General features: G+C 68.7%; 25 protein-coding genes, 1 tRNA gene and 1 other RNA gene. 21 read left to right on the top strand and 6 right to left on the bottom strand.

Annotated elements, in window-relative coordinates; translation table 11 throughout:
- Nucleotide 1 precedes the first annotated feature (1 nt).
- From ACXJJ8_RS03235 to ACXJJ8_RS03185, 11 genes are all read left to right on the top strand, one after another.
- Nucleotides 2-769: an MBL fold metallo-hydrolase gene (locus ACXJJ8_RS03235; RefSeq protein ID WP_499026885.1), complete on the top strand. Its 768-nt coding sequence runs from the start codon at nucleotides 2-4 to the stop codon at nucleotides 767-769.
- Entirely contained in the window at nucleotides 766-1,797 is a 1,032-nt protein-coding gene (moaA, locus tag ACXJJ8_RS03230; RefSeq protein WP_499026883.1) for a GTP 3',8-cyclase MoaA, read from the top strand. Before ACXJJ8_RS03235 ends, moaA begins: the two co-directional genes overlap by 4 nt.
- Nucleotides 1,798-1,799: 2 nt before the next feature.
- Nucleotides 1,800-2,288: a cyclic pyranopterin monophosphate synthase MoaC gene (gene moaC / locus ACXJJ8_RS03225; RefSeq protein WP_499026882.1), complete on the top strand. Its 489-nt coding sequence runs from the start codon at nucleotides 1,800-1,802 to the stop codon at nucleotides 2,286-2,288.
- Complete coding sequence (locus ACXJJ8_RS03220; protein ID WP_499026881.1) at nucleotides 2,285-2,530, top strand: MoaD/ThiS family protein; 246 nt, start codon at nucleotides 2,285-2,287, stop codon at nucleotides 2,528-2,530. Before moaC ends, ACXJJ8_RS03220 begins: the two co-directional genes overlap by 4 nt.
- Nucleotide 2,531: 1 nt before the next feature.
- Nucleotides 2,532-2,948, top strand: coding sequence for a molybdenum cofactor biosynthesis protein MoaE (locus tag ACXJJ8_RS03215; protein ID WP_499026880.1), 417 nt, complete (start codon nucleotides 2,532-2,534; stop codon nucleotides 2,946-2,948).
- A 90-nt stretch (nucleotides 2,949-3,038) separates the two neighbouring features.
- Nucleotides 3,039-3,131 (top strand) — tRNA-Ser (locus ACXJJ8_RS03210).
- 56 nt (nucleotides 3,132-3,187) lie between these two features.
- Nucleotides 3,188-3,284: signal recognition particle sRNA small type (gene ffs, locus ACXJJ8_RS03205), an RNA gene on the top strand.
- A 34-nt stretch (nucleotides 3,285-3,318) separates the two neighbouring features.
- Nucleotides 3,319-5,052, top strand: coding sequence for a DNA polymerase III subunit gamma/tau (gene dnaX, locus ACXJJ8_RS03200; RefSeq protein ID WP_499026879.1), 1,734 nt, complete (start codon nucleotides 3,319-3,321; stop codon nucleotides 5,050-5,052).
- A gap of 33 nt (nucleotides 5,053-5,085) precedes the next feature.
- On the top strand, nucleotides 5,086-5,406 hold the full coding sequence (locus ACXJJ8_RS03195; RefSeq protein ID WP_499026877.1) for a YbaB/EbfC family nucleoid-associated protein: 321 nt from the start codon (nucleotides 5,086-5,088) through the stop codon (nucleotides 5,404-5,406).
- 19 nt (nucleotides 5,407-5,425) lie between these two features.
- Nucleotides 5,426-6,016 (top strand): recombination mediator RecR, encoded by a 591-nt coding sequence (gene recR, locus ACXJJ8_RS03190; protein ID WP_499026876.1) that lies wholly within the window; start codon nucleotides 5,426-5,428, stop codon nucleotides 6,014-6,016.
- A complete protein-coding gene (locus ACXJJ8_RS03185; protein WP_499026875.1) occupies nucleotides 6,013-6,369 on the top strand; it encodes a histidine triad nucleotide-binding protein in 357 nt (118 codons plus the stop codon). The genes recR and ACXJJ8_RS03185 overlap by 4 nt, the downstream gene beginning before the upstream one ends.
- Before the next feature lie 10 nt (nucleotides 6,370-6,379).
- On the opposite strand, the gene ACXJJ8_RS03180 is transcribed toward ACXJJ8_RS03185, so the two are convergent.
- The 4 genes from ACXJJ8_RS03180 to ACXJJ8_RS03165 all read right to left on the bottom strand — a co-directional run bounded on the left by ACXJJ8_RS03180 (nucleotide 6,380) and on the right by ACXJJ8_RS03165 (nucleotide 10,801).
- Nucleotides 6,380-6,868 (bottom strand): Slp family lipoprotein, encoded by a 489-nt coding sequence (locus ACXJJ8_RS03180; RefSeq protein ID WP_499026874.1) that lies wholly within the window; start codon nucleotides 6,866-6,868, stop codon nucleotides 6,380-6,382.
- 65 nt (nucleotides 6,869-6,933) lie between these two features.
- The gene (locus ACXJJ8_RS03175) at nucleotides 6,934-8,892 is read right to left on the bottom strand and encodes a transglutaminase TgpA family protein (protein ID WP_499026873.1); all 1,959 of its coding nucleotides are present in this window, start codon (nucleotides 8,890-8,892) and stop codon (nucleotides 6,934-6,936) included.
- The gene (locus ACXJJ8_RS03170; RefSeq protein ID WP_499026872.1) at nucleotides 8,889-9,848 is read right to left on the bottom strand and encodes a DUF58 domain-containing protein; all 960 of its coding nucleotides are present in this window, start codon (nucleotides 9,846-9,848) and stop codon (nucleotides 8,889-8,891) included. The genes ACXJJ8_RS03175 and ACXJJ8_RS03170 overlap by 4 nt, the downstream gene beginning before the upstream one ends.
- A 2-nt stretch (nucleotides 9,849-9,850) precedes the next feature.
- Nucleotides 9,851-10,801 carry an AAA family ATPase gene (locus tag ACXJJ8_RS03165; RefSeq protein WP_499026871.1) on the bottom strand — a complete coding sequence of 317 codons (951 nt, stop codon included), beginning with the start codon at nucleotides 10,799-10,801 and terminating at the stop codon, nucleotides 9,851-9,853.
- Between the two features lie 70 nt (nucleotides 10,802-10,871).
- On the opposite strand from ACXJJ8_RS03165, the gene ACXJJ8_RS03160 reads away from it, so the two are divergent.
- A complete protein-coding gene (locus ACXJJ8_RS03160) occupies nucleotides 10,872-12,758 on the top strand; it encodes an ArnT family glycosyltransferase (RefSeq protein ID WP_499026870.1) in 1,887 nt (628 codons plus the stop codon).
- A 3-nt stretch (nucleotides 12,759-12,761) separates the two neighbouring features.
- On the opposite strand, the gene ACXJJ8_RS03155 is transcribed toward ACXJJ8_RS03160, so the two are convergent.
- On the bottom strand, nucleotides 12,762-13,346 hold the full coding sequence (locus ACXJJ8_RS03155) for a Maf family protein (RefSeq protein ID WP_499026869.1): 585 nt from the start codon (nucleotides 13,344-13,346) through the stop codon (nucleotides 12,762-12,764).
- Between the two features lie 4 nt (nucleotides 13,347-13,350).
- Nucleotides 13,351-13,716 carry a hypothetical protein gene (locus ACXJJ8_RS03150; RefSeq protein ID WP_499026868.1) on the bottom strand — a complete coding sequence of 122 codons (366 nt, stop codon included), beginning with the start codon at nucleotides 13,714-13,716 and terminating at the stop codon, nucleotides 13,351-13,353.
- 117 nt (nucleotides 13,717-13,833) lie between these two features.
- Between ACXJJ8_RS03150 and ACXJJ8_RS03145 the strand changes: the two genes are divergently transcribed.
- The 9 genes from ACXJJ8_RS03145 to pabC all read left to right on the top strand — a co-directional run bounded on the left by ACXJJ8_RS03145 (nucleotide 13,834) and on the right by pabC (nucleotide 21,403).
- Nucleotides 13,834-14,382 (top strand): YceD family protein, encoded by a 549-nt coding sequence (locus ACXJJ8_RS03145; RefSeq protein WP_499026867.1) that lies wholly within the window; start codon nucleotides 13,834-13,836, stop codon nucleotides 14,380-14,382.
- Nucleotides 14,383-14,427: 45 nt separating this feature from the next.
- Entirely contained in the window at nucleotides 14,428-14,619 is a 192-nt protein-coding gene (gene rpmF / locus ACXJJ8_RS03140) for a 50S ribosomal protein L32 (RefSeq protein WP_499026865.1), read from the top strand.
- A gap of 63 nt (nucleotides 14,620-14,682) precedes the next feature.
- The gene (locus ACXJJ8_RS03135) at nucleotides 14,683-15,657 is read left to right on the top strand and encodes a beta-ketoacyl-ACP synthase III (protein ID WP_499026863.1); all 975 of its coding nucleotides are present in this window, start codon (nucleotides 14,683-14,685) and stop codon (nucleotides 15,655-15,657) included.
- A 136-nt stretch (nucleotides 15,658-15,793) separates the two neighbouring features.
- A complete protein-coding gene (fabD, locus tag ACXJJ8_RS03130; protein WP_499026861.1) occupies nucleotides 15,794-16,741 on the top strand; it encodes an ACP S-malonyltransferase in 948 nt (315 codons plus the stop codon).
- Nucleotides 16,738-17,484 (top strand): 3-oxoacyl-ACP reductase FabG, encoded by a 747-nt coding sequence (fabG, locus tag ACXJJ8_RS03125; protein WP_499026860.1) that lies wholly within the window; start codon nucleotides 16,738-16,740, stop codon nucleotides 17,482-17,484. Before fabD ends, fabG begins: the two co-directional genes overlap by 4 nt.
- A gap of 121 nt (nucleotides 17,485-17,605) precedes the next feature.
- On the top strand, nucleotides 17,606-17,845 hold the full coding sequence (gene acpP / locus ACXJJ8_RS03120) for an acyl carrier protein (protein WP_036169052.1): 240 nt from the start codon (nucleotides 17,606-17,608) through the stop codon (nucleotides 17,843-17,845).
- A gap of 120 nt (nucleotides 17,846-17,965) precedes the next feature.
- Entirely contained in the window at nucleotides 17,966-19,198 is a 1,233-nt protein-coding gene (fabF, locus tag ACXJJ8_RS03115; RefSeq protein ID WP_499026859.1) for a beta-ketoacyl-ACP synthase II, read from the top strand.
- A 31-nt stretch (nucleotides 19,199-19,229) separates the two neighbouring features.
- Nucleotides 19,230-20,585 (top strand): aminodeoxychorismate synthase component I, encoded by a 1,356-nt coding sequence (locus ACXJJ8_RS03110; protein ID WP_499026858.1) that lies wholly within the window; start codon nucleotides 19,230-19,232, stop codon nucleotides 20,583-20,585.
- A complete protein-coding gene (gene pabC / locus ACXJJ8_RS03105; RefSeq protein ID WP_499026857.1) occupies nucleotides 20,582-21,403 on the top strand; it encodes an aminodeoxychorismate lyase in 822 nt (273 codons plus the stop codon). The genes ACXJJ8_RS03110 and pabC overlap by 4 nt, the downstream gene beginning before the upstream one ends.
- Nucleotides 21,404-21,412: the final 9 nt, after the last annotated feature.

Here is a 21,412-nt window from a genome sequence, read left to right as displayed (position 1 = left end):
AATGACCGCCGCGGCTTGGTCCCTGCGCCTGCAGGGCGTCGGCAACGCCTTCGCCACCGAACTGGGTTCGGCGATGGCGACGATCGAACGCGACGGCGCGCCGTGGCTGGCGATCGACTGTGGCCACGACGGTCTCACGCACTACTTCGCGCACTACGGGCAGGCGCCGCGCGCGGTGTTCGTCACGCATGCGCACCTGGACCATGTCGGCGGGTTCGAACGCCTCTTCGGCGCGAGTTATTGGGACGATGCGCTGCGCGGTCGCGTCGCGCTGTATGTCCCCGCGCCGCTGGTGCCCGTGTTGCAGCAACGCATTGCCTCCTACCCCAACGTGCTTGCCGAAGGCGGCGCCAATTTCTGGGATGCCTTCCACCTGGTGCCCGTCGGCGATCACTTCTGGCACGACGGCGTGCGCATGGAAGTGTTCCCGACGCGCCACCACTGGCCCGACACCAGCTTCGGCCTGCGCCTGCGCGGCAGCATGGTGTGGACGGGCGACACGCGGCCGATCGCGGAGCAACTCGCGAAGTTCGCCGACGCCGGCGAGATCGTCTTCCACGATTGCGCCTTGCACGGCAATCCCTCGCACAGCGGCATCGAGGATCTGGAACGCGAGTATCCGCCGCAGCTGCTCGCACGCTGCTGCCTGTATCACTACGCGAGCGAAACCGACGGCGCGCACCTGGAAGTGCGCGGGCATCGCATCGCGCACGCCGGCGAAGTGTTCGCGCTGGCACCGACGACGGCCGCGATGGCGCCGATGCGATGAGCGCGCAGGTGCCTTTCGTTCCGATGCGTGCGCACCCGCTGGATGCGCTCGGCCGCCCGTTACGCGACCTGCGCCTGTCGGTGATCGACGCATGCAACTTCCGTTGCCCGTACTGCATGCCGGCCGATCGCATTCCCGACGATCATGGGCTGGATGCGGCCGCGCGCCTGTCCTTCGACGAAATCGAAACGCTGGTGCGCGGCTTCGTACGCGTGGGCGTGCGCAAATTGCGCTTGACCGGCGGCGAACCGCTGTTGCGCAAAGGCCTGCCGGATCTCGTGCGGCGCCTGGCGCGCATCGACGGTCTGGATGATCTTGCGTTGACCACCAACGGCAGTCTGCTGACGGCGCATGCGCAGGCCTTGCGCGAAGCCGGCCTGCATCGCATCACGGTGAGCCTGGATGCGTTGTCGCCGGAGATGTTTTCCGCGATGTCCGGTGGACGGGGCCGCATCGAAGCGGTGCTTGCGGGGATTGCCGCGGCGCGGGCAGCGGGCTTCGCACCGATCAAGCTCAATTGCGTCGTGCAGCGCGGCGTGAACGAAGGCGAGGTGTTGCCGCTCGCGGAATTCGCGCGCACGCACGGTCACGTGCTGCGCTTCATCGAATACATGGACGTGGGCACGTGCAACGGGTGGCGTCGCGAGAACGTCGTGCCATCGGCCGAACTGCGCGATCGCCTGCATGCGCACTGGCCGCTGCGCGCGCTCGATCCGAATTACCGCGGCGAAGTTGCAGCACGTTACGCCTATGAAGACGGCGCGGGCGAAGTGGGTTTCGTCAGTTCGGTCACCTTGCCGTTCTGCGGCGACTGCCACCGCGCACGCGTGTCGGCGGACGGCACGCTGTACACCTGCCTGTTCGCCGCCGAGGGGCAACCGTTTCGCACGCTCGCGCGGCAGGGCGAGGCTGCCGTGGTGGAGGCACTCGCGCAAGCGTGGGCGCGCCGCGCGGATCGCTACAGCGAGATCCGCGGCGCGGCGACGACCTCGCGACGCCATGTCGAGATGTACCTGGTGGGCGGCTGAAGATGGCGCGCAAGAAGACACTCACGCATGTGTCCGCCGAAGGCCGCCCCGCGATGGTGGATGTCGCCGGCAAGGCGATCACCGCGCGCGCCGCGAGCGCCGCGTGCCGCGTGAAATTCCCCGCCCACATTGCGCGCCAACTGCGCGCGAGCGGCCTGCGCAGCGCGAAGGGCGCGATCGTCGACACCGCGATCATCGCCGGCACGATGGCGGTGAAGAAAACCTGGGAGCTGATCCCGTTCTGCCATCCCCTGCCGATCGATGCTTGCAAGATCACGATCGACTGGTCGGGCGAACGCGAACTCACCATCGCCTGCACGGTGCGCACGACCCACCGCACGGGCGTGGAAATGGAAGCGCTGACCGGCGCGACCGTCGCGGCGCTCACCGTCTACGACATGTGCAAGGCGCTGACGCACGCGATCGTCCTCGGGCCCGCGAAGCTGACGGGCAAACGCGGCGGCAGGCACGACGTCGGTGACGTGCGATGAGCGCGCGGGTGACGGTGCTCTACTTCGCCTCGCTGCGCGACGTGGCCGAAATCGAACACGAGACGTTCGATACCAACGCGCCCGATTTGCGCGTGCTGTACCTGGAACTCCGCGCGCGTTACGGCTTCGCGCTCACCGCGGACCGATTGCGCGTCGCGGTCGACGGACGATTCGCGCGCTGGGAAGACGCGCCGCGCGACGGCAGCGAGATCGCCTTCATCCCGCCGGTGTCGGGCGGTTGAAATGAATCGGTTCGCGCTGTCCGATCAAGCTTTCGACGTGGCGCCGCTGCGCGCGCAATTGCTCGACGCGCGCGGGGGCGGGTACGCGAGCTTCGAAGGTTGGGTGCGCGACCACAACGCCGGTCGCGCAGTGACCGGCCTGCGCTACGAGGCCTACGCCGCGTTGGCGCAGGCCGAAGGCGAGCGCGTGTTGGGGGAGGCCTGCGAGCGTTTTGCGATCCTCGACGCGCGCTGCGTCCACCGGACGGGCGAGCTGGCGATCGGCGAACTCGCCGTTTGGGTCGGCGTGGCCGCCGCGCACCGCGACGCCGCCTTCGCCGCCTGCCGGTGGATCATCGACGAAGTGAAGCAGCGCGTCCCCATCTGGAAGCATGAACGCTATGCGCAAGGCGATGCGGATTGGCTGCATCCGGAGTGAATCCGGGACGCCCGCGCTTGTTCGGCGCAGGGGCGGGGGCTAGAATTCGCGGCCCGAACGTCGGCCGCAAGCCGCCCCAGGGGTTCCAGCGGAGAGGTGTCCGAGCGGTTGAAGGAGCACGCCTGGAAAGTGTGTAAGCGGCTAAACCCCGCTTCGCGGGTTCGAATCCCGCTCTCTCCGCCACATTCCGCGACGGCCCGCCAAGGCGGGCCGTCGCGCTGAAACAGTCCATGGTGGCCCCGCCGGCCCCTCGCGACGCTAGATCGAAAATCCCGCCAGGGCCGGAAGGCAGCAACGGTATCGGTCGATGCGGGTGCCGAGGTCAGTCGGCGGGGTCATCGCCATTCCGGCGACGTGGCATCATTCACGCATGTCTTATCTCGTCCTTGCGCGGAAATGGCGGCCCCGGCGGTTCGCGGAGCTCGTCGGTCAGGAACATGTCGTGCGGGCGCTCACCAATGCGCTCGATTCCGGGCGGGTGCACCACGCCTTCCTGTTCACCGGCACGCGCGGGGTGGGCAAGACGACCATCGCGCGCATCTTCGCCAAGTCGCTGAATTGCGAGCGCGGCACGTCCGCCGAACCGTGCGGCGAGTGCAACGCGTGCCGCGACATCGACGCGGGCCGCTTCGTCGACCTGCTGGAGATCGACGCGGCCAGCAACACCGGCGTGGACGACGTCCGCGAGCTGATCGACAACGCGCAGTACATGCCGAGCCGCGGCCGGGTGAAGGTCTACCTGATCGACGAAGTCCACATGCTGTCGAAGTCGGCCTTCAACGCGCTGCTCAAGACTCTGGAGGAGCCGCCGGGCCACGTGAAGTTCCTGCTGGCGACGACCGACCCGCAGAAGCTCCCGGTCACCGTCCTTTCGCGCTGCCTGCAATTCAATCTCAAGCGGCTGGACGAGGCGCAGATCACGGGCCAGATCGCGAAGATCCTGGACGCCGAAGGGATTCCCGCGCAGCCCGGCGCCATCCGCCAGCTCGCGCGCGCCGCCGACGGCAGCCTGCGCGATGGCCTCTCGCTGCTGGACCAGGCCATCGCCTACACCGGCAGCCAGCTCGACGATGCCGCCGTCGCCGCGATGCTCGGTACCGTGGATCGCACACAGATCGCCGGTTTGCTCGACGCGCTCGCCGAGGGTGACGGCGCGCGGATGCTCGGGATCGTCGGCACGCTCGCCGACTTCTCGCCCGACTGGAACGGCGTGCTCGATGCGCTGGCCGATGCGCTGCATCGCGTGCAGGTGCGCCAGCTCGTTCCGAACGCCGAAATCGACGAGGACCCTGTTCCGGTCGATGCGCTCGCCGCGAAGTTGCGGCCCGAACTCGTGCAACTCTGGTACCAGATGGCATTGAACGGCGGCCGCGACCTCGCGCTCGCGCCGAGCGCGCGCGCCGGATTCGAGATGACGGTGTTGCGGATGTTGGCGTTCAGGCCGGGCGCAACCGCGGCGGACACGGGAAGCGGCAAGCCAGCTGCCGCGACGGGGGGTGAGGTGCGTGGTCCGAAGGCCGCGCGCGAAGCGCTCTCGATGGATGCGCCGCCGCCGCGTGCCCCGCAGGCAGCGCCACCTGTTCCACCGGTTCGCGACGCCGCGCCGCAACCCATCGCCCCGGTGCGCGAGCCCGAACGCCGCGTGGCGCCTGCGCCACCGATTTCCCAACCCGCTTCGCAGCCCGTTACGCAGGCCGCGACGTCCAGCACGATCCTCGACGCCACCACCTGGCCCGAAATCGCGGCCAATCTCGGTCTCGGCGGCCCCGCGAAGGAACTCGCGGCGCACGCCGGTTTCATCGCCTACGACGACGGTGTCCTGCGCCTTTCGCTGTCGCCGGGCGACGATCACCTGAAGGCCGATGGCCTGGTGAAACGGCTCGCCGACGCGCTCGCGCGCACGCTCGGCGCGACGCCGCAGATTCGTTTCGAATCCGAAGTGGCGCGCGGCGAAACGCTGCACCAGCGCACCGCGCGCGAACGCGACGCGCGCCAGGTCGCCGCCGAACAAGCCTTCCTCGGCGACCCCGACGTGCAGCGCCTGATGCAGCGCCACGGCGCGAGCGTCGTGCCCGATTCCATCCGCCCCTTCGACGAGGCCTGACCGCCCCGTCGCCCCACACGAGAGAACGCCCCCATGAAGGGAAACATCGCCCAGCTCATGCAGCAAGCGCAGAAGATGCAGGAAAACATGCAGCGCGCGCAGGAAGAACTCGCCAAGCTCGAAGTGACCGGCCAGTCCGGCGGCGGCATGGTGAACGTGACGATCAGCGGCCGCATGGAATGCCGCAAGGTCCGCATCGATCCCTCGGTCATGGCCGATCCGGAAATGGCCGAAGACCTGATCGCCGCGGCCTTCAACGACGCGGTCAACAAGGTCAATGCCGAATCGCAGTCGCGCATGTCCGCGGCGACCGCCGGCATGCCGATTCCCCCGGGCATGAAGATGCCGTTCTGACCGGCGCCGATTTCACGCCGTGGCATTGATCGATCAACTCATCGAAGCGCTGCGCGTGCTGCCGGGCGTCGGCCCGAAGTCGGCGCAGCGCATGGCCTACCACGTGCTCGAACGCGAGCGCGTCGGCGGCAAGCGCTTGGCGGACGTGCTCGCGCAAGCGGTCGAGCAGATCCGCCATTGCGCGCGCTGCCGCGACTTCACCGAAATGGAGTTGTGCGCGATCTGCGCGAGCGCCTCGCGCGACGCGCACCTGCTCTGCGCGGTGGAGTCGCCGGCCGATCGCCTGGCGATCGAACAGGCGACGGGTTATCGCGGGCTTTACTTCATCCTGCAGGGAAAGCTCAGCCCGCTCGACGGCATCGGCCCGCGCGAACTCGGCCTGGATCAACTGGACGCGCGCATGGGCGAGGGCGAGGTGCAGGAACTCATCATCGCCACCAACCCGACGGTCGAAGGCGAAGCCACCGCGCATTACCTGGCGCAACTCGCGCGACGCCACGGCGTGCGGCCGAGCCGGCTCGCGCACGGCGTTCCGTTGGGTGGCGAACTGGAATACGTGGACCGTGGCACGCTGTCGCATGCGTTCGGGACGAGGAGTGAGATGACATGAACAACGACGACACCATCTTTCATCGCATCGCGCGTCGCGAGATCCCGGCCGACATCGTCTATGAAAACGACGACGTCTTCGCGTTCCGCGACATCGCGCCGCAAGCGCCGGTGCACGTGCTGTTCGTACCGAAGGAAACCGTGCGCACGCTGGATGCGATGAAGCCCTCGCAAGCGCAGATCGTCGGCAAGCTGGCCTACGCCGCCGCGGAATATGCGCGGCAGGAAGGCTTCGCCGAAGACGGGTATCGCGTGGTGATCAACTGCAACGCCAATGGCGGGCAGACGGTGTTCCAGTTGCACCTGCACTTGCTGGCAGGTGCGCCGTTGGGGCGGTTCGGAACGCCGAAGTAAGCGCGCTCGCTTACCAGTAACCCCACCACGGCCACGGCGCCGGATACGTCAGCACATCCACGCGTTCCCGGATCGGCCACAGATAGACGACGTCCGCGGCGACGCGCGGGAAGCGGTAGTCGTGGTCGCCGATCTTGCGCGTGTCGAACGCCTCGATGCGGCCGGTGAAGGTCACTTCGCGGTTGGGTTCGAACACCGCCGGGTCGTAGAACCCGTTGCGGCATGCGATGAAACGGCCGTCGTCGGTGTCGGAGTTGTAGTGCGGGCGCGCGCTGGAATCCAGCGGCGTGGCCAACACTTCGAAACACGTGTTGTCGTCGCGGGGCAGCGTCTGCACGATGCGGCCGCCCCAGCGCACGACCGAACCGGTCTGCTGCGCCGCCGCGGCATCGCGCGGCGTCATCGCCAGATAGTCGCCCTGCAAGGGCACCGGTTGTGTCACGCAGGCGGCGAGCAGGACACTCGCCACGGCCAGCGCCGCGTATCGGAACGTTGTCATGGCACGTCTCCCAAGGGTGCGTCCCGCCAGGGCTTCAATGATGCACAAGATACGCGCAGCCGGCGTTACGGGCGGTGCGCGCGCAGGTCCCGGAGCAGGGCGTTCAGCGATTCGTCGGCTTCCCCCGGACCGATCCCGTACCGCCACCGGCTGAATCGCAGGCCGAGGCCGCGCAGCGCCTCGTCGCCCTCCGCCCGCGCGCGGTGGACCCGCTCGGCCCAGTCCAGCGCGGGCTCGTGCGGCGCGCGCGCCAGGCCCAGTTTTCCGTAACGGCCCCCGAGGCGGTGCCAGGCCCGCAGCAGGGGGTCGCGCTCCCGCGCATCGCGGCTCAGGAGCCAGACCGTCGCGGCCAGGCACGACAGCGCGACGAGCGCGAACAGCATCAGCAGCATCTCGGTGTCGATGTCGCCCAGGCCGAAGGGACGGAACAAGGCCCGCTGGCGATCGGCGTTGAAGCCGAGCACGAACTCGTTCCACCCGCTCAACATCCAGTCGCCGACATTCCACATCGGTTGCAGCGAGGCCAGCAGGTCGCCCGCGGCCGCGCGGTCGGCGAGCGTGTCGAACACGCGCTCCGGCGCCACTGCCGCGGTCGGATCCATGCGCACCCACCCGCGGCCGGCCAGCCACACTTCGGCCCAGGCGTGCGCGTCGGAGCGACGCACGATCCAATAGTCGCCGACCGGGTTGTAATCCGCCCCCGCATAACCGCCGACCACGCGCGCGGGAATCCCCGCCGCGCGCATCAGCACGACGAAGGACGAGCTGAATTGCTCGCAATACCCGCGCTTGTCGACGAACAGGAACTGATCGACCGCATTGCGCCCCGCGAGCGAGGACGCCAGCGTGTAACCGAAGTCGCGGCCGAACCAGTCGAGCGCGCGACGCGCGATCGCCGCATCGTCGTTCCCCGCGGCTTGCCGCCATTGTTGCGCTAGCGCAATCGTGCGTGGATTGAAGCCCTGCGGCAATTGCAGGTTGCGGGCGCGGAGGAACGGCGCGAGCGCCTGCGCGCCGAAGTGCGCCACGTTGCCCGACCGCATGCGCCAGCGCGTCACCGCATCCAGCGGACGTTCGACCCGCAAGGCGCGATCTTCGCCGAAGAATGCGTTGGGGGGCGCCGACAGCGGAACGTCCAGCGCGATGAGCTGCCGACGGTCGGTCGGCTCCATCGACAACTCGTAGTCCCACTGCACGCGCGCGCCCTCCACGGGCGCGACCGGATAGGCCGAGGACCAGGGCCCGCGCGACCACGTGCGACCATCGAAATCGCTGAACACCGGGCCGCGGAAATACATTTCATCCGTCGGCGGCGTGCGCCCGAAGAAGCGCACGCGCGCGGCGGGCGTATCGTCGAACATCAGCTCTTCCCATCGCCCCGGCGACATGCTGTCGGCCAGGCCCGGGCGCGAGATCGCGCGGTCCGGCACGCCCCACAAGGGCGAGGCCAGGCGCGGGAACAGCCAGAACGCCGCCAACGCGATCGGCAGCCCGAGGCCGATCATCCGGCCGGTACTCGCCAGCCGTCTCCACCACGGCGTGTCGTCCGCCAGTTCGCCGGATTCCAGGTCCGACAGGCGCTGCATCGCGATCAATGCGCAGACCACGGCGACCAGGCCCATGCCGAGCGACAACGGGCCCTGGTCGAGGAGGAAGGTCGCGAATGGCGCGAACAACGCGAAGCCCAGCAGGCTGCGCGCGTCGCGCACGCTGTCGGTTTCGGCGGGCTTGACCGCGAGCATCGCGGCGAGGATCGCGCAACCGGTATCGCGTCCGAAGTTGACGCCCATCGATGCGAACACCACGCCGGCCATGCCGAGCGCGAGGACGGCGCGCAACCACGCCGCCAACGGACGCCGCCATGACCCCAGCGCGACGGCGATGCAGGCGACCGCGATCCCGGTCGCGAGTTTCGGTTCCAACCGCAACAGCAAGGGCGTCACGCACGCGGCGCCTGCGACGAGCACCATCGCGCGCGAGCGCGGATCCAGGCGGATGCGCGTGGTGGACGGCGTCGCGCTCATGCGTGCCCCGGCAGCAGGGCGAGCGCGCGCAGGCACGCATGGCGATGCGCGGGCCCGTGCGCCGGGCCGATCGGCGCATGCCCCGGCACCACGAGGCGATAACGCCGCGCATCGCGTTCGGCTTCGTCGACCCAGCGTGCGAGGCGACGAATGCGCGCCTCGGTTTCAAGGCCATGCAACGCTTGCCAGTCGAGCACGATGTCCGCCGATTGCGGGCGCTCGTATTCGCGCACCAGCAGGTTGCCGTGGCGCGCCGTGGGTTTCCACGCGATGGTGCGCGGCGGATCGCCGCGACGGTATGCGCGCAGATGATGCACGTCGTCGCCGAGCGGATGCAGGCGCGCGGCCGCGGCTTCGCCCGCGCCTTCGGGCAGCGGTGGGCCATCGGCTTCGGGATGCGGATACACGAGCAGGGGTTGCTCGGGCCAGATCCACGACCACGCGCGCACGATGCCGAGCGGGCGCGTGGTCGACACGCGCAGCCGCGGCACGTCGAACCAGCCGCGTTGCGCCGTCGGCAGCGCGATTTCCACGTCGCCGGCGCAATTGTCCAACGACAACTTGCCGGCGCCGCCGCCGCAATCCACGCGCAAGCCGCGGCGCGCGCGGCCGCGCCGATCGGCGCGCGCGTGGATGCGGACGAGGATGGGCGTGCCGGCCGGCACGGGGTCGCCGCCGACGGCGACGAAGCGCATGCCGCTCAACTGCAGGTGCGCGCTGAGCAGGCTCGTCATCGCCGCGCCTGCGAGCAGCAGCATCAGCAACAAGGCCGGATTGTTGTTGTAGTTGAGCGCACCCAGGCCCATCGCCATCAGCGCGGCGGAAAAGAACAGGCCGAAGCGCGTGGGCAGCACGTAGATGCGGCCGCGGTGGAGTTGGATCGGCACCGCTTCGGGCCCGCGCGGGCGCGCGAAGGCCTCCAGCCGTGCGCGCAGCGCGTGCAGCGGCGCGCGCATCGTCAGTCGACGGGAACCGCGTGCAGGATCGCGCGCGCCAGCGATGCCCCATCGCCGGCGTCGGCGTCCGCAGCCAGGCGATGCGCGGCGACGGGCGCGAACAAGGCCTGCACGTCTTCGGGGACGACGTGTTCGCGACCGAGCAACAACGCGTACGCACGCGCCGCACGGAGCAAGGCCAGCCCCGCGCGCGGCGAGAGCCCGACGCGCACGCCCGGATGGCGCCGGCTGCGCGCGAGCAAGGCCTGCACGTACGACACCAGGGCCTCGCCGGTGTGCACGTCGCTCGCGGCGGTGCGCAGCGCGAGCACGTCGGCATTGCCGAGGACGGGTTTGGCCTGCGCGATCAGTTCACGGCGGTCGGTGCCGGCGAGCAGTTCGCGTTCGGCCTCTTCGCCGGGATAGCCGAGGGTGAGGCGTAGCAGGAAGCGATCGAGCTGCGAATCGGGCAGTGGATACGTGCCCGCCAGATCCACCGGATTCTGCGTGGCGATCACGAAGAACGGCGAGGGCAGGGCATGCGTGCGCCCGTCGACGGTCACCTGGTGTTCGGCCATCGCTTCGAGCAGCGCGCTCTGCGTGCGCGGCGGCGCACGGTTGATTTCGTCGGCGAGCAGCACGTGCGCGAAGATCGGTCCGGGATGGAAATCGAAGCGCCGGGATTGCGCATCGAACACCGATACGCCGAGGATGTCGGCCGGCAGCAGGTCGGAGGTGAACTGCACGCGTTGGAATCCGAGGCCGAGCGTGGCCGCCATCGCGTGGGCGAGCGTGGTCTTGCCCAGGCCCGGCAGGTCTTCGATCAACAGGTGACCATCGGACAACAGCGCCACGAAGGCCAGGCGGACTTCCTGCGCCTTGCCCAGCATCAGCGTGTTGACCTGGCCCTGGGCATCCCCGAGGGCCTGGCCGAGCGCATCGGGTAGCATCTTCGCGGCCGGGAGTGCAGACATACGCTTCCTGCTGGGTTGGGCACGATGTTCGATGGAGTGTACGAGTTCGAGTCTAACGAGGCCGGGGTCGATGCGGAACGAAGAAGACGCACGACGCGCACGACGCGCGTTCGGGTGGACATGGGCCGCGGTGGCTGCGATCAAGTTGCTGGTCGCGGTGCGCCTGCCGCCGTTCGTCGACGAAGCCTTCTACTGGCAGGAGGGCCGGCACCTCGCGCTCGCCTATTCCGACGTGCCCGGCCTGACGGCGTGGCTCGCGCGCCTCGGGACGGCCGTTGCAGGCACCAATGTCTTCGGTTTGCGCTGGCCGTTCCTGTTGATCGGCATGGTCCTGCCATGGCTGATCGTGCGCATCGCGCGGCAAGCGTGCGCGCCCGAGGAGGGCGACCGCACCGGCGAAGTTTTCGCATGGCAGGCCGGTTTGCTTGCGGTGCTGTTGCCGTTGGGAGGCACGCTCGGGTTGCTCGCGGTGCCCGACGTGCCGCTCGCGCTGGCGACGTTGTTGTGCGTGGATGCCGGTGCGCGCCTGTTGCGCAAGGTCGACCCCGCCGGCGCGCTCGAACTCGCCGCGGGCCTGGCCATCGGCGCATTGAGCCACTATCGCTTCGCGGCCGTGATCGGCGTCGGGCTTGTCGCGTTGCTCATGATTCCGCGCGGGCGGCACGTCCTGAAGGACGTGCGCACGTGGGTCGCGCTGGCGATCGGCGCGGTCGCATGGACGCCGCTCATCGTCTGGAACCTCGACAACGCCGACGCGGGGCTGCGCTTCCAGCTCGTCGATCGCCATCCCTGGGATTTCCATTTCGACGGCGCGTGGTTCTTCGTTATCCAGGCGCTGCTCGCCACGCCGCTGTTGTTCGCCGCGATGGCGCATGCGGCGGTGCGCGGCTGGCACGGGCAGGGCGCGGACGATCGCAACCATGCGAAGTACTTCGCGTTGCTCGGCGGCGGCACCGTGGTTGCGTTCTGCCTGCTCGGGTTCTTCGCGGACAACGAACGCATCAGTTTCCACTGGACGCTCGCCGGCCTGTACGCGTTGGTGCCGCTCGTGCCGGCGACGCTCGCGCAATGGCCGCGTGGCTGGCGCCGCGCGACGTGGGCGCTCGCGGTGGCGGGGTTGGTCGCGATCCTCGGGTATTACGTCGTCGTGTCGAGTTCCGCCGCGCGCGCGCGGTTCGCGGCGGCGAAGTGGTATCCGGCCAATTTCGCCGGCTGGGATGCGCTGGCCGAAGCGGTGCGCGAGGAGCGCGCGAAGATGCCGCGCGATGCGCGCATCGTCGCCGACAACTTCAAGGTCGGTTCGGAGCTGGGGTTCGCGCTCGACGCGCCGGACATCGCGGTCCTGCCGCATGCCCTCAACGTGGCCCACGGGCGCGCGCCGCAACTGGCGTTGTGGAAGCTGCGCGTGGACGATCGCGCGTCGCTTGGCGAGCAGCCGCTGCTGCTCGTCGTCGGTGCGTCCGAAGTGCGGTACCGCGATTTGCTGCAGCACTATCACGCGCTGTGCGACATGCTTGGCCCGTTGCCACCGCCGCGCGTGGTGAACATCGACCACGGGCGCCAGCGTTTCCTGTTGTTCCGCATGCCGTCGCAACGCGCGACCGGCGAATGCACGGCACCGGCGATGGCGTACATCGATTCGCCGCTGGCCAAGGCGCGCGTTTCGCGCAATTTCGAAGCAGCCGGCTGGGCGTTCAAGGATGGCGTCGGCATCGCGCGCGTGGAAGTCACGCTGGATGGCGAAGTGGTGGGACTGGCCGATTACGGGCAGCAGCACGTCGGCATTCGCGGTTACTGGCGCGAATCCAACGATCCGCAGCACCCCTACGTCGCCTGGACCGCGCGCGTGCGCGTTGGCGCCGTATCGCCCGGCGTGCATTGGCTCGGGTTGCGCCTGACCGGGCGCGATGGCAGCGTCGAGCAATGGTCCGAACAACCCTTGCGGATCGTCGACTGACCCTCAGGGCAGCGCGAAGCCTGCGGCGCGGAGCATGCGCGCCGTCGCGATCATCGGCAGGCCGATCAATGCGGTGGGATCGTGCGTTTCGATCGCATCGAACAGGGCGATGCCGAATCCTTCGGACTTGAAGCTGCCTGCGCAATCGAAGGGTTGTTCCGCATCGACATAGCGTTCGACTTCCTCGCGCGACAAGCGCCGGAAGCGCACGCGCGTGCAATCGACCGAATCGAACGCGACATCGCCGCGCCGCACGCTCACCGCGGTGCGGAACACCACGGTGCGCGCGGACATCGACAGCAGTTGCGCGATGGCGGTGTCGCGATCGCCCGACTTGCCCAGCGGCGTGCCGTCGCGGTCGGCGACCTGGTCCGAACCGATGACCCAGGAATGCGGATGCGCGGCAGCGACGGCTTCGGCCTTGGCGCGCGCCAGGCGCAGGACCAGCGAAGCCGGGGATTCGCCCGGCGCCGGGGTTTCGTCGACGTCGGGCCGCACCACGTCGAAGGGCAGGCGCAGCCGGCCGAGCAACTCCCGCCGATAGGGCGAGGTGGAGGCGAGGATGAGCCGCAACGGTGCTGGGTGCATCGCGTCAGGCTTGCGGCGCGCGGGCGCGCTCGATGCGGGCCAGTTGGGTCTCGATCTGGGCGCGGGCGGCGTCGATCGACGCGCGCACGGCCTGCAGCTCGTCCAGCGAGGCCGCCTGGCCGTGCTGCTGGAGCCACAGCCGCTGGCGAAGCATTTCGCGCAGGGCTTGCTGGACCGGGTTGTCGTCGTCGCCGGCGACGGCCTCGATCTCGGCCCGGGCCACGCGCAGGCGCGCCTCGAGGGCGTCGGCGGAGTCCAGCAGCGCGGCCATGGCCCGCTGGCGGCCCCGGCCGGCCTGGCGTCGCATCAGCAGGATGAACAGGGCCACGAGGACCACCGCGGCGATGAGGAGGACAAGGGTGGTGGTCACGCAGGCTTCCGTGGACAATCTCCGCATCAGTCTGCCGTCCGATTCCCTGCCTTATCAAGCAGTTCGAAGTCCGGCGGTTTGACACCGATGGGGTGCGTGCCTAACAATTCCCGGCTTATGTCCGCCGATACGCCTAACCAATTGGCCGGTCACCCGCGAGGGCTCCCGGAACAACTGGACGCCTGGCGCATGGTCGCCGCGCAACGCACCTTCGAAGGCGCGCTGCCGCTGGCCGGCATGCCCCGGTTGAAGGGCGCGCTCGCGGACACCGAAGGCAGTGCACGCGTCGAGGTCGAATTCGGCCAGGACATGTTGCGCATCCCCTTCGTCGAATTGCGGATCGACGCGAAGCTCCCGCTGGAATGCCAGCGCAGCCTCAGGAAGTTCGCACTGCCGGTACAGATCGTGCAACGGCTCGGTCTGATCCGCGACGAGGAAGGGGAGAACGCGTTGCCGGAAGGCTACGAGGCGCTGTTGATCGGCGACGATGGCCTGCTGCGGCTCGCGGAGCTGGTGGAGGACGAACTCATCCTCGCCGTCCCCGTGGTCCCCGTGGCGCCCGGTACCGAGGCGGTCGAGCGCGACTGGACCGCATCGGAAGAAGAAATACAGCGCGCAAGCCCGTTCGCTGGGCTGTCCGCGCTGAAGGACAAACCGAAGGGCTGATACCAGCCCCTCGACAATTCAAAAAGCTTTCATCGGAGCAAGACCATGGCTGTCCAGAAGTCCCGTGTTTCCCCGTCCAAGCGCGGCATGCGCCGCTCGCACGACGCCTTGACGGCCAAGCAGCTGTCGACCGATCCGACCACGGGCGAAACGCACCTGCGCCACCACGTGACCGCCGACGGCTACTACCGCGGCAAGAAGGTCGTGCCGTCGAAGAACCGCATCGTCGAAGAGTGACGATCGCGGCGCCGGCGCCCAAGCGCGCCGGCGTCCCCAGGCCAACCCATCCAGGGCAGGGGCATGACCCAAGTGTTCGCGCGCATCGCCGGTACCGGTAGCTACCTGCCGGAAAAGATCCTCACCAACGACGATCTCGCCAAGCTCGTCGATACCAGCGATGAGTGGATCACCTCACGCACGGGCATCCGCGAGCGCCATATGGCGGCCGAGGGCGAAACCACCGGCGATCTCGCGTACCACGCCGCCGTTCGCGCGCTTGAAGCCGCGGGCGTGCAGGCCTCCGAACTCGACCTGATCATCCTGGGCACGACGACGCCGGACCTCGTGTTCCCGTCGACCGCGTGCCTGGTGCAACACCGCCTGGGCGCGCTCGGCTGCCCGGCGTTCGACGTCAACGCCGCCTGCTCGGGTTTCATCTACGCGCTCACCGTCGCCGACAAGTTCATTCGTTCCGGTGCGGCGAAGACGGCGTTGGTGATGGGTTCGGAAACGCTGACCCGCATGGTCGACTGGACGGACCGCACCACGTGCGTGCTGTTCGGCGACGGCGCGGGCGCGGTCGTGCTCAAGGCGGACACCGACACCGGCATCCTCAGCACGCACATGCACGCCGACGGCAGCAGGAAGGAATTGCTGTGGAGCCCGGTCGGCGTCTCGGTCGGCTTCAAGGCCGAGGAGAACGGCGGCGTGCGCATCCAGATGGCGGGCAACGACGTGTTCAAGCACGCGGTGAAGGCCCTGGATTCGGTCGTCGAGGAAGCCCTCGAGGCCAACGGCCTGGATCGCCACGACATCGACTGGCTGATCCCGCACCAGGCGAACCTGCGCATCATCGAAGCCACGGCCAAGCGCCTGGACATGCCGATGGAGCGCGTGGTCGTCACCGTCGACAAGCACGGCAATACCTCTTCGGGTTCGGTGCCGCTGGCGCTGGACGAAGCGGTGCGCGCGGGCAAGGTGCAGCGCGGGCAACTCGTGTTGCTGGAAGCCTTCGGCGGCGGCTTCACGTGGGGCTCGGCGCTGATTCGCTACTGATCGTTCGCGCCGCGCCCGCGGCGTGTCGAACTCCGCAGTCCACGCGCGACATTCGCGCTCCACAACATACGTCGTCGTACAGACGCCCCGCGGCGAACGCACTTATCATGCCGCCCTCTTCGCAACGGGTGACCGCGTGAGCAATCCCCAACTCGCCTTCGTTTTTCCCGGACAGGGTTCGCAATCGGTCGGCATGCTCGCCGAACTGGCCGCGGGCGATGCACGCGTGCGCGCGGCGTTCGACGAAGCCTCCGAAGGCGCGGGCGCGGATCTGTGGTCGCTTTCGCAGCAGGGCCCGGAAGACCAACTCAACAAGACCGAATTCACGCAACCGGCGCTCCTCGCCGCCGGCGTCGCCGCATGGCGCGCATGGCTGGGTCGCGGTGGTGCACAGCCGGCGCTGTTCGCCGGGCACAGTCTCGGCGAATACGCGGCGCTCGTCGCCGCCGGTGCGCTCTCGCTTCACGACGGCGCGAAGCTCGTCCGCCTGCGCGGCCAGCTGATGCAGGACGCCGCGCCTGCCGGCACCGGCGCGATGGCCGCCGTGCTCGGCGCGGAAGACGCACTCGTGCTCGAAGTGTGCAAGGAAGCCTCGGGCGACGAGATCGTCGTTCCCGCGAATTACAACTCGCCGGGCCAGATCGTCATCGGTGGCCACGCGGCCGCGGTGGATCGCGCGCTCGAACTGCTCGCCGCACGCGGCGTGCGCAAGGCGGTGAAGCTCGCCGTCAGCGTGCCTTCGCATACGCCGCTGATGCGCGAAGCGGCCAATCGTTTGTCCGAAGCGATGAACGCGCTTGCGTGGTCCGCGCCGGATCGACCGGTCGTGCAGAATGTCGATGCCGAAGTGCACGACGGCGCGCAATCCATCCGGGACGCACTCGTGCGCCAGCTCTACCTGCCGGTGCAATGGACCGGTTGCGTGCAGGCGCTCGGCGCGCGCGGCGCAACGCGCATCGCCGAATGCGGGCCGGGCAAGGTGTTGACGGGCCTGGTCAAGCGCATCGACAAATCCTTCGACGCGCGTGCCATCGGCACGCCCGCCGAAATGGAATCGGCGTTCAACGAATGGAGCCAGGCATGAGCGAACAACCGTTGAAAGGCGAAGTCGCGTTGGTGACCGGCGCAAGCCGCGGCATCGGTGCGGCGATCGCCGAAGAACTCGCCACGCTCGGCGCGACCGTGATTGGCACGGCAACCACCGATGGCGGCGCCGCCACCATCGGCGAGCGTCTTGCCCGCAAGGGCGGCCACGGCCGCATGTTGAACGTGACCGATGGCCCGTCGGTCGAAGCGCTGATCGATGCGATCGGCAAGGAATTCGGCGGCGTCTCCATCCTCGTCAACAATGCCGGCATCACGCGCGACAACCTGCTGATGCGCATGAAGGACGAAGACTGGCAGGCGATCCTCGACACCAACCTGACCAGCGTCTACCGCACCTCGAAGGCCGTCATGCGCCCGATGATGAAGGCGCGCAAGGGCCGCATCATCAACATCGCATCGGTCATCGGCGTCACCGGCAATGCGGGGCAGGCGAACTATGCCGCCGCGAAGGCCGGCATCATCGCCTTCAGCAAGTCGCTCGCGAAGGAAATCGGCAGCCGCGGCATCACCGTGAACGTGGTCGCCCCGGGCTTCATCGCCACCGACATGACCGCGAGCCTGCCCGAGGACGCCAGGTCCGCGCTCGTCGGCCAGATCGCGCTGGGCCGCCTCGGCGAACCGACGGACATCGCCCGCGCCGTAGCCTTCCTGGCCGGGCCGTCGGCGGCCTACATCACCGGCGAGACCCTGCACGTCAACGGCGGCATGTACATGCCCTGACGGCAGGCCCGCCGCCAAACCCGCTCAACCCCACCGGCTATCCGGGATCGGCCTCCACGCGCCGCCGCCCGGCTTCCACTACACTACCCGCCTGAACAGACTCCCTGGAGGAGCACGATCCATGAGCAGCATCGAAGAACGCGTCAAGAAGATCGTCATCGAACAGCTTGGCGTCAAGGAAGAAGAAGTGACCAACAGCGCTTCGTTCGTCGACGACCTCGGCGCCGACTCGCTCGACACCGTCGAACTGGTGATGGCGCTCGAAGAGGAATTCGAGTGCGAGATCCCGGACGAAGAGGCCGAGAAGATCACCTCGGTGCAGCAGGCCATCGATTACATCAAGGCGCACGTCAAGGCCTGAAGCAAGGCCTGACGTCGCAGCCACGGGGCCGCTTTCGCGGCCCTGTGTGTTTCTGCGATTGCATTCGCCGCCGTACGTGACCATTTCGTCCGGCGGGTTCAAAGATTCGAGGAGCACTCTATGCGTCGCGTCGTCGTAACGGGAATGGGCATCGTCTCGCCGCTGGGCAACGACCTGGCTAGCACGTGGGACGGCATCGTCAACGGGCGGTCGGGCATCGGCCCGGTGACGCACTTCGATGCGTCCAACCTGACCACGCGCATCGCCGGCGAAGTGCGCGACTTCGACGTCACCCGCTGGGTGTCGACGAAGGAAGCGAAGAAGATGGATGAGTTCATCCATTACGGTGTCGCCGCCTCGCTGATGGCGCGCGATGACGCCGGCCTGGTCATCGACGAATCCAATGCCGAGCGCATCGGCGCGATCATCGGCTCGGGCATCGGCGGGCTGCTCGGCATCGAAGAGCAAACGATCAAGGCGCACGAAGGCGGCCCGCGCAAGATCTCACCCTTCTACGTGCCCAGCACGATCATCAACATGGTCCCGGGCCAGGTGTCGCTGCTCACCGGCGCCAAGGGTCCCAATTTCTCCGCGGTCTCCGCGTGCGCCACGTCGAACCATTCGATCGGCATCGCCATGCGCATGATCCAGCATGGCGACGCCGACGTGATGTTCGCCGGTGGTGCGGAGCGCGGTTCGACGCCGACCTCGATGGGCGGATTCTGCTCGATGAAGGCGATGTCCACGCGCAACGACGATCCGACGCGCGCCTCGCGCCCGTGGGACAAGGACCGCGACGGCTTCGTGCTCGGCGACGGCGCCGGCATCCTCATCCTCGAGGAATACGAATTCGCGAAGGCGCGCGGCGCGCGCATCTACTGCGAGCTCGCCGGTTTCGGCGCCAGCTCCGACGCCTTCCACATGACCGCGCCGAGCGAAGACGGCGACGGCCCCGCGCGTTGCATGGCCGCGGCCTTCCGTGACGCAAAGATCAACGCCGACCAGGTGCAATACCTCAACGCGCACGGCACCTCCACGCCGCTGGGCGACGTGGCCGAAACGCTCGCGATCAAGCGCGCGCTCGGCGAGCACGCCTACAAGACGATGGTCAGCTCCACCAAGTCGATGACGGGGCATCTGCTCGGCGCCGCCGGCGGTGCCGAAGCGGTGTTCTCGGTGATGGCGCTGCACGCGGGCATCATTCCGCCGACGATCAACCTCGACAATCCCGGCGAAGGCTGCGACCTGGATTACGTGCCGAACGTGGCCCGCGAGAAGACCATCGACATCGCGGTGTCGAACGGCTTCGGCTTCGGCGGCACGAACGGCACGCTGGTGTTCCGCCGTATCTGATGGCCTGACGGCACGCGCAGGAAACTGGCCCGTGCTCGTCACGCACCCACTCGATTCCACCCTCGACCTGCTGGCCCTGCACCGGCAGGCGCCGGCGCGTTACCCCGTGCTGCTGGAATCCAGCGCGCACGGCACCGCGCAGGGGCGTTGGGACATGTTGTTCGTCGATGGCGGACAAACGGTGCGGCTGGAGCGCGATGGTGTCGTGCGCGACCAGGCCGGGCGCGCACGCGACGGCGATTTTCTTTCCGTGCTCGATGATGCGTGGCGCGCCGCGCGCGTGCCGCGCGACGAGCCGCGCTGGCCGTTCCGCGGTGGCTGGGTGGTGTTCCTTGCCTACGAACTGGCGGGGCAAGTGGAACCGGTGCTGCGCTTGCCGCAGGCCGAAGGCCGCGTTCCCGTTGCCTACGCGATGCGTAGCCCCGCCGCGGTGTTGCGCGATCACGCCACGGGCGAGGTGTTCGCGATCGCCGAAGCGGCGCAGCGCGCATGGATCGATACGATCCTCGCCGATGCGCACGCTGCTTCCACCTTGTCGCAACTCCCCGACTGGCGCGCACCGGCGAGGATCGAAGAAGACGAACCCGCGCGCTTCATTGACGGCGTCGAACGCGTCATCGAGCACCTCGCCGCCGGTGATGTATTCCAAGTGAATCTCTCGCGCGGTTGGCGTGCGCGTTTCGATGCGCCCTTGCCGGCGGCCGAATTGCACCAGCGTTTGCGCACCGCCAATCCCGCACCGTTCGCCGGGCTGTTCGCGGGACCGGACTGGGCGGTCGTCAGCTCGTCGCCCGAGCGCCTGGTTTCGATTCGCGGCGATGCGGTGGAAACGCGCCCGATCGCCGGCACGCGCCCGCGGTTGCCCGGCGACGATGAAGCCGCGCGCATCCGCGAACTCGTCGGTCATCCGAAAGAACGCGCCGAACACGTGATGCTCATCGACCTGGAGCGCAACGACCTCGGTCGCGTGTGCACGCCGGGCAGCGTGGAGGTCGACGAGTTGATGACCGTCGAGAGCTACGCGCACGTCCATCACATCGTGAGTAACGTGCGCGGTCGCCTGCGTGCCGATGCCACGCCCGGCGACGTGATCCGCGCGGTGTTCCCCGGCGGCACGATCACCGGTTGCCCCAAGGTGCGCTGCATGCAGATCATCGCCGCGCTGGAAGGGCAGGGGCGCGGCGCGTACACCGGCGCGTTCGGCTGGTTGAACCGCGATGGCGACCTGGATCTCAACATCCTGATCCGCAGCGCGGAGCTGGAAGGCGACACGCTGCGTTTCCGCACGGGGGCAGGCATCGTCATCGATTCGGTCCCGCAGCGCGAACTCGACGAAACACGCGCGAAGGCGCGCGGGCTGTTGCGCGCCCTGGGTGCCGGCGAATGAGCGGACGCTCGTTCATCGGCGAGGTGCGCATCGATGCGTTGCCGGGCGACGCGCGCGGATTCTCGTACGGCGACGGCGTGTTCGAAACGATGCGCGTGCATCAGGGCACGGTTCCGTGGTGGGCCGCGCATCGCGCGCGCCTGGCGACGGGCGCCGAGCGATTGCGGCTGTCGATGCCGTCGGCGAACGCGATCGACGCCACGCTCGCCGAGTTGTTCGACGATTCCGGCGACGGTGTCGCGAAACTGATCGTCACGCGCGGCGGTGGCGGCCGCGGTTATGCGCCGGACGTCGATGCACCCCCGGTCTGGCGGCTCTCGCGCCATCCGCTGCCCGCGCCCGGGCGCGAAGGCGGCCTGGTCGTGCGCTGGTGCGAGACCCGGCTCGCGGTGCAGCCTGCGCTGGCCGGGCTCAAGCATTGCAATCGCCTCGAACAAGTCCTCGCCCGCGGCGAATGGCAGGACCCGTCGATCGACGAAGGCCTGATGCGCAGCACCGAAGGCGACGTGGTCTGCGCGACGGCGGCGAACCTGTTCGTCCTCCACGGCGATCGCTGGTCGACGCCGCGCATCGACCGTTGCGGGGTGGCCGGCACGTGCCGTGCGTGGCTCCTGTCGCAGACCGGTGCGGCGCAAGACCGCCTGGCCGCGGCCGACGTCGAAACCGCCGACGCTGTCCTGCTCTGCAACGCCGTGCGCGGTATCCTGCCCGTGGCCCGGCTGGGCGAGCGCACGTTCGCGCCGCATCCGGCCGTGGCGGACCTCGTGCAATGCCTGGCGCTCGCGCACCCCGGCTTCGCTGCAGGACCGACGCAATGACCCTGGAGG

The sequence above is a fragment of the Lysobacter sp. P5_C4 genome (assembly GCF_054049695.1).
Note: the sequence above shows the minus strand (reverse complement) of the source record. Positions and strands in the feature narration are given on the sequence as shown.

What these genes read in the sequence shown, in the direction of transcription:
- ACXJJ8_RS03180 (WP_499026874.1), bottom strand. Translation starts at nt 6,868, where the DNA reads ATGACAACGTTCCGATACGCGGCGCTGGCCGTGGCGAGTGTCCTGCTC.
- ACXJJ8_RS03235 (WP_499026885.1), top strand. Translation starts at nt 2, where the DNA reads ATGACCGCCGCGGCTTGGTCCCTGCGCCTGCAGGGCGTCGGCAACGCC.
- ACXJJ8_RS03165 (WP_499026871.1), bottom strand. Translation starts at nt 10,801, where the DNA reads ATGTCTGCACTCCCGGCCGCGAAGATGCTACCCGATGCGCTCGGCCAG.
- rpmF (WP_499026865.1), top strand. Translation starts at nt 14,428, where the DNA reads ATGGCTGTCCAGAAGTCCCGTGTTTCCCCGTCCAAGCGCGGCATGCGC.
- ACXJJ8_RS03220 (WP_499026881.1), top strand. Translation starts at nt 2,285, where the DNA reads ATGAGCGCGCGGGTGACGGTGCTCTACTTCGCCTCGCTGCGCGACGTG.
- ACXJJ8_RS03160 (WP_499026870.1), top strand. Translation starts at nt 10,872, where the DNA reads ATGCGGAACGAAGAAGACGCACGACGCGCACGACGCGCGTTCGGGTGG.
- ACXJJ8_RS03185 (WP_499026875.1), top strand. Translation starts at nt 6,013, where the DNA reads ATGAACAACGACGACACCATCTTTCATCGCATCGCGCGTCGCGAGATC.
- ACXJJ8_RS03170 (WP_499026872.1), bottom strand. Translation starts at nt 9,848, where the DNA reads ATGCGCGCGCCGCTGCACGCGCTGCGCGCACGGCTGGAGGCCTTCGCG.
- ACXJJ8_RS03145 (WP_499026867.1), top strand. Translation starts at nt 13,834, where the DNA reads ATGTCCGCCGATACGCCTAACCAATTGGCCGGTCACCCGCGAGGGCTC.
- ACXJJ8_RS03155 (WP_499026869.1), bottom strand. Translation starts at nt 13,346, where the DNA reads ATGCACCCAGCACCGTTGCGGCTCATCCTCGCCTCCACCTCGCCCTAT.
- moaC (WP_499026882.1), top strand. Translation starts at nt 1,800, where the DNA reads ATGGCGCGCAAGAAGACACTCACGCATGTGTCCGCCGAAGGCCGCCCC.
- moaA (WP_499026883.1), top strand. Translation starts at nt 766, where the DNA reads ATGAGCGCGCAGGTGCCTTTCGTTCCGATGCGTGCGCACCCGCTGGAT.
- acpP (WP_036169052.1), top strand. Translation starts at nt 17,606, where the DNA reads ATGAGCAGCATCGAAGAACGCGTCAAGAAGATCGTCATCGAACAGCTT.
- fabF (WP_499026859.1), top strand. Translation starts at nt 17,966, where the DNA reads ATGCGTCGCGTCGTCGTAACGGGAATGGGCATCGTCTCGCCGCTGGGC.
- ACXJJ8_RS03135 (WP_499026863.1), top strand. Translation starts at nt 14,683, where the DNA reads ATGACCCAAGTGTTCGCGCGCATCGCCGGTACCGGTAGCTACCTGCCG.
- ACXJJ8_RS03215 (WP_499026880.1), top strand. Translation starts at nt 2,532, where the DNA reads ATGAATCGGTTCGCGCTGTCCGATCAAGCTTTCGACGTGGCGCCGCTG.
- ACXJJ8_RS03195 (WP_499026877.1), top strand. Translation starts at nt 5,086, where the DNA reads ATGAAGGGAAACATCGCCCAGCTCATGCAGCAAGCGCAGAAGATGCAG.
- dnaX (WP_499026879.1), top strand. Translation starts at nt 3,319, where the DNA reads ATGTCTTATCTCGTCCTTGCGCGGAAATGGCGGCCCCGGCGGTTCGCG.
- pabC (WP_499026857.1), top strand. Translation starts at nt 20,582, where the DNA reads ATGAGCGGACGCTCGTTCATCGGCGAGGTGCGCATCGATGCGTTGCCG.
- ACXJJ8_RS03175 (WP_499026873.1), bottom strand. Translation starts at nt 8,892, where the DNA reads ATGAGCGCGACGCCGTCCACCACGCGCATCCGCCTGGATCCGCGCTCG.
- fabG (WP_499026860.1), top strand. Translation starts at nt 16,738, where the DNA reads ATGAGCGAACAACCGTTGAAAGGCGAAGTCGCGTTGGTGACCGGCGCA.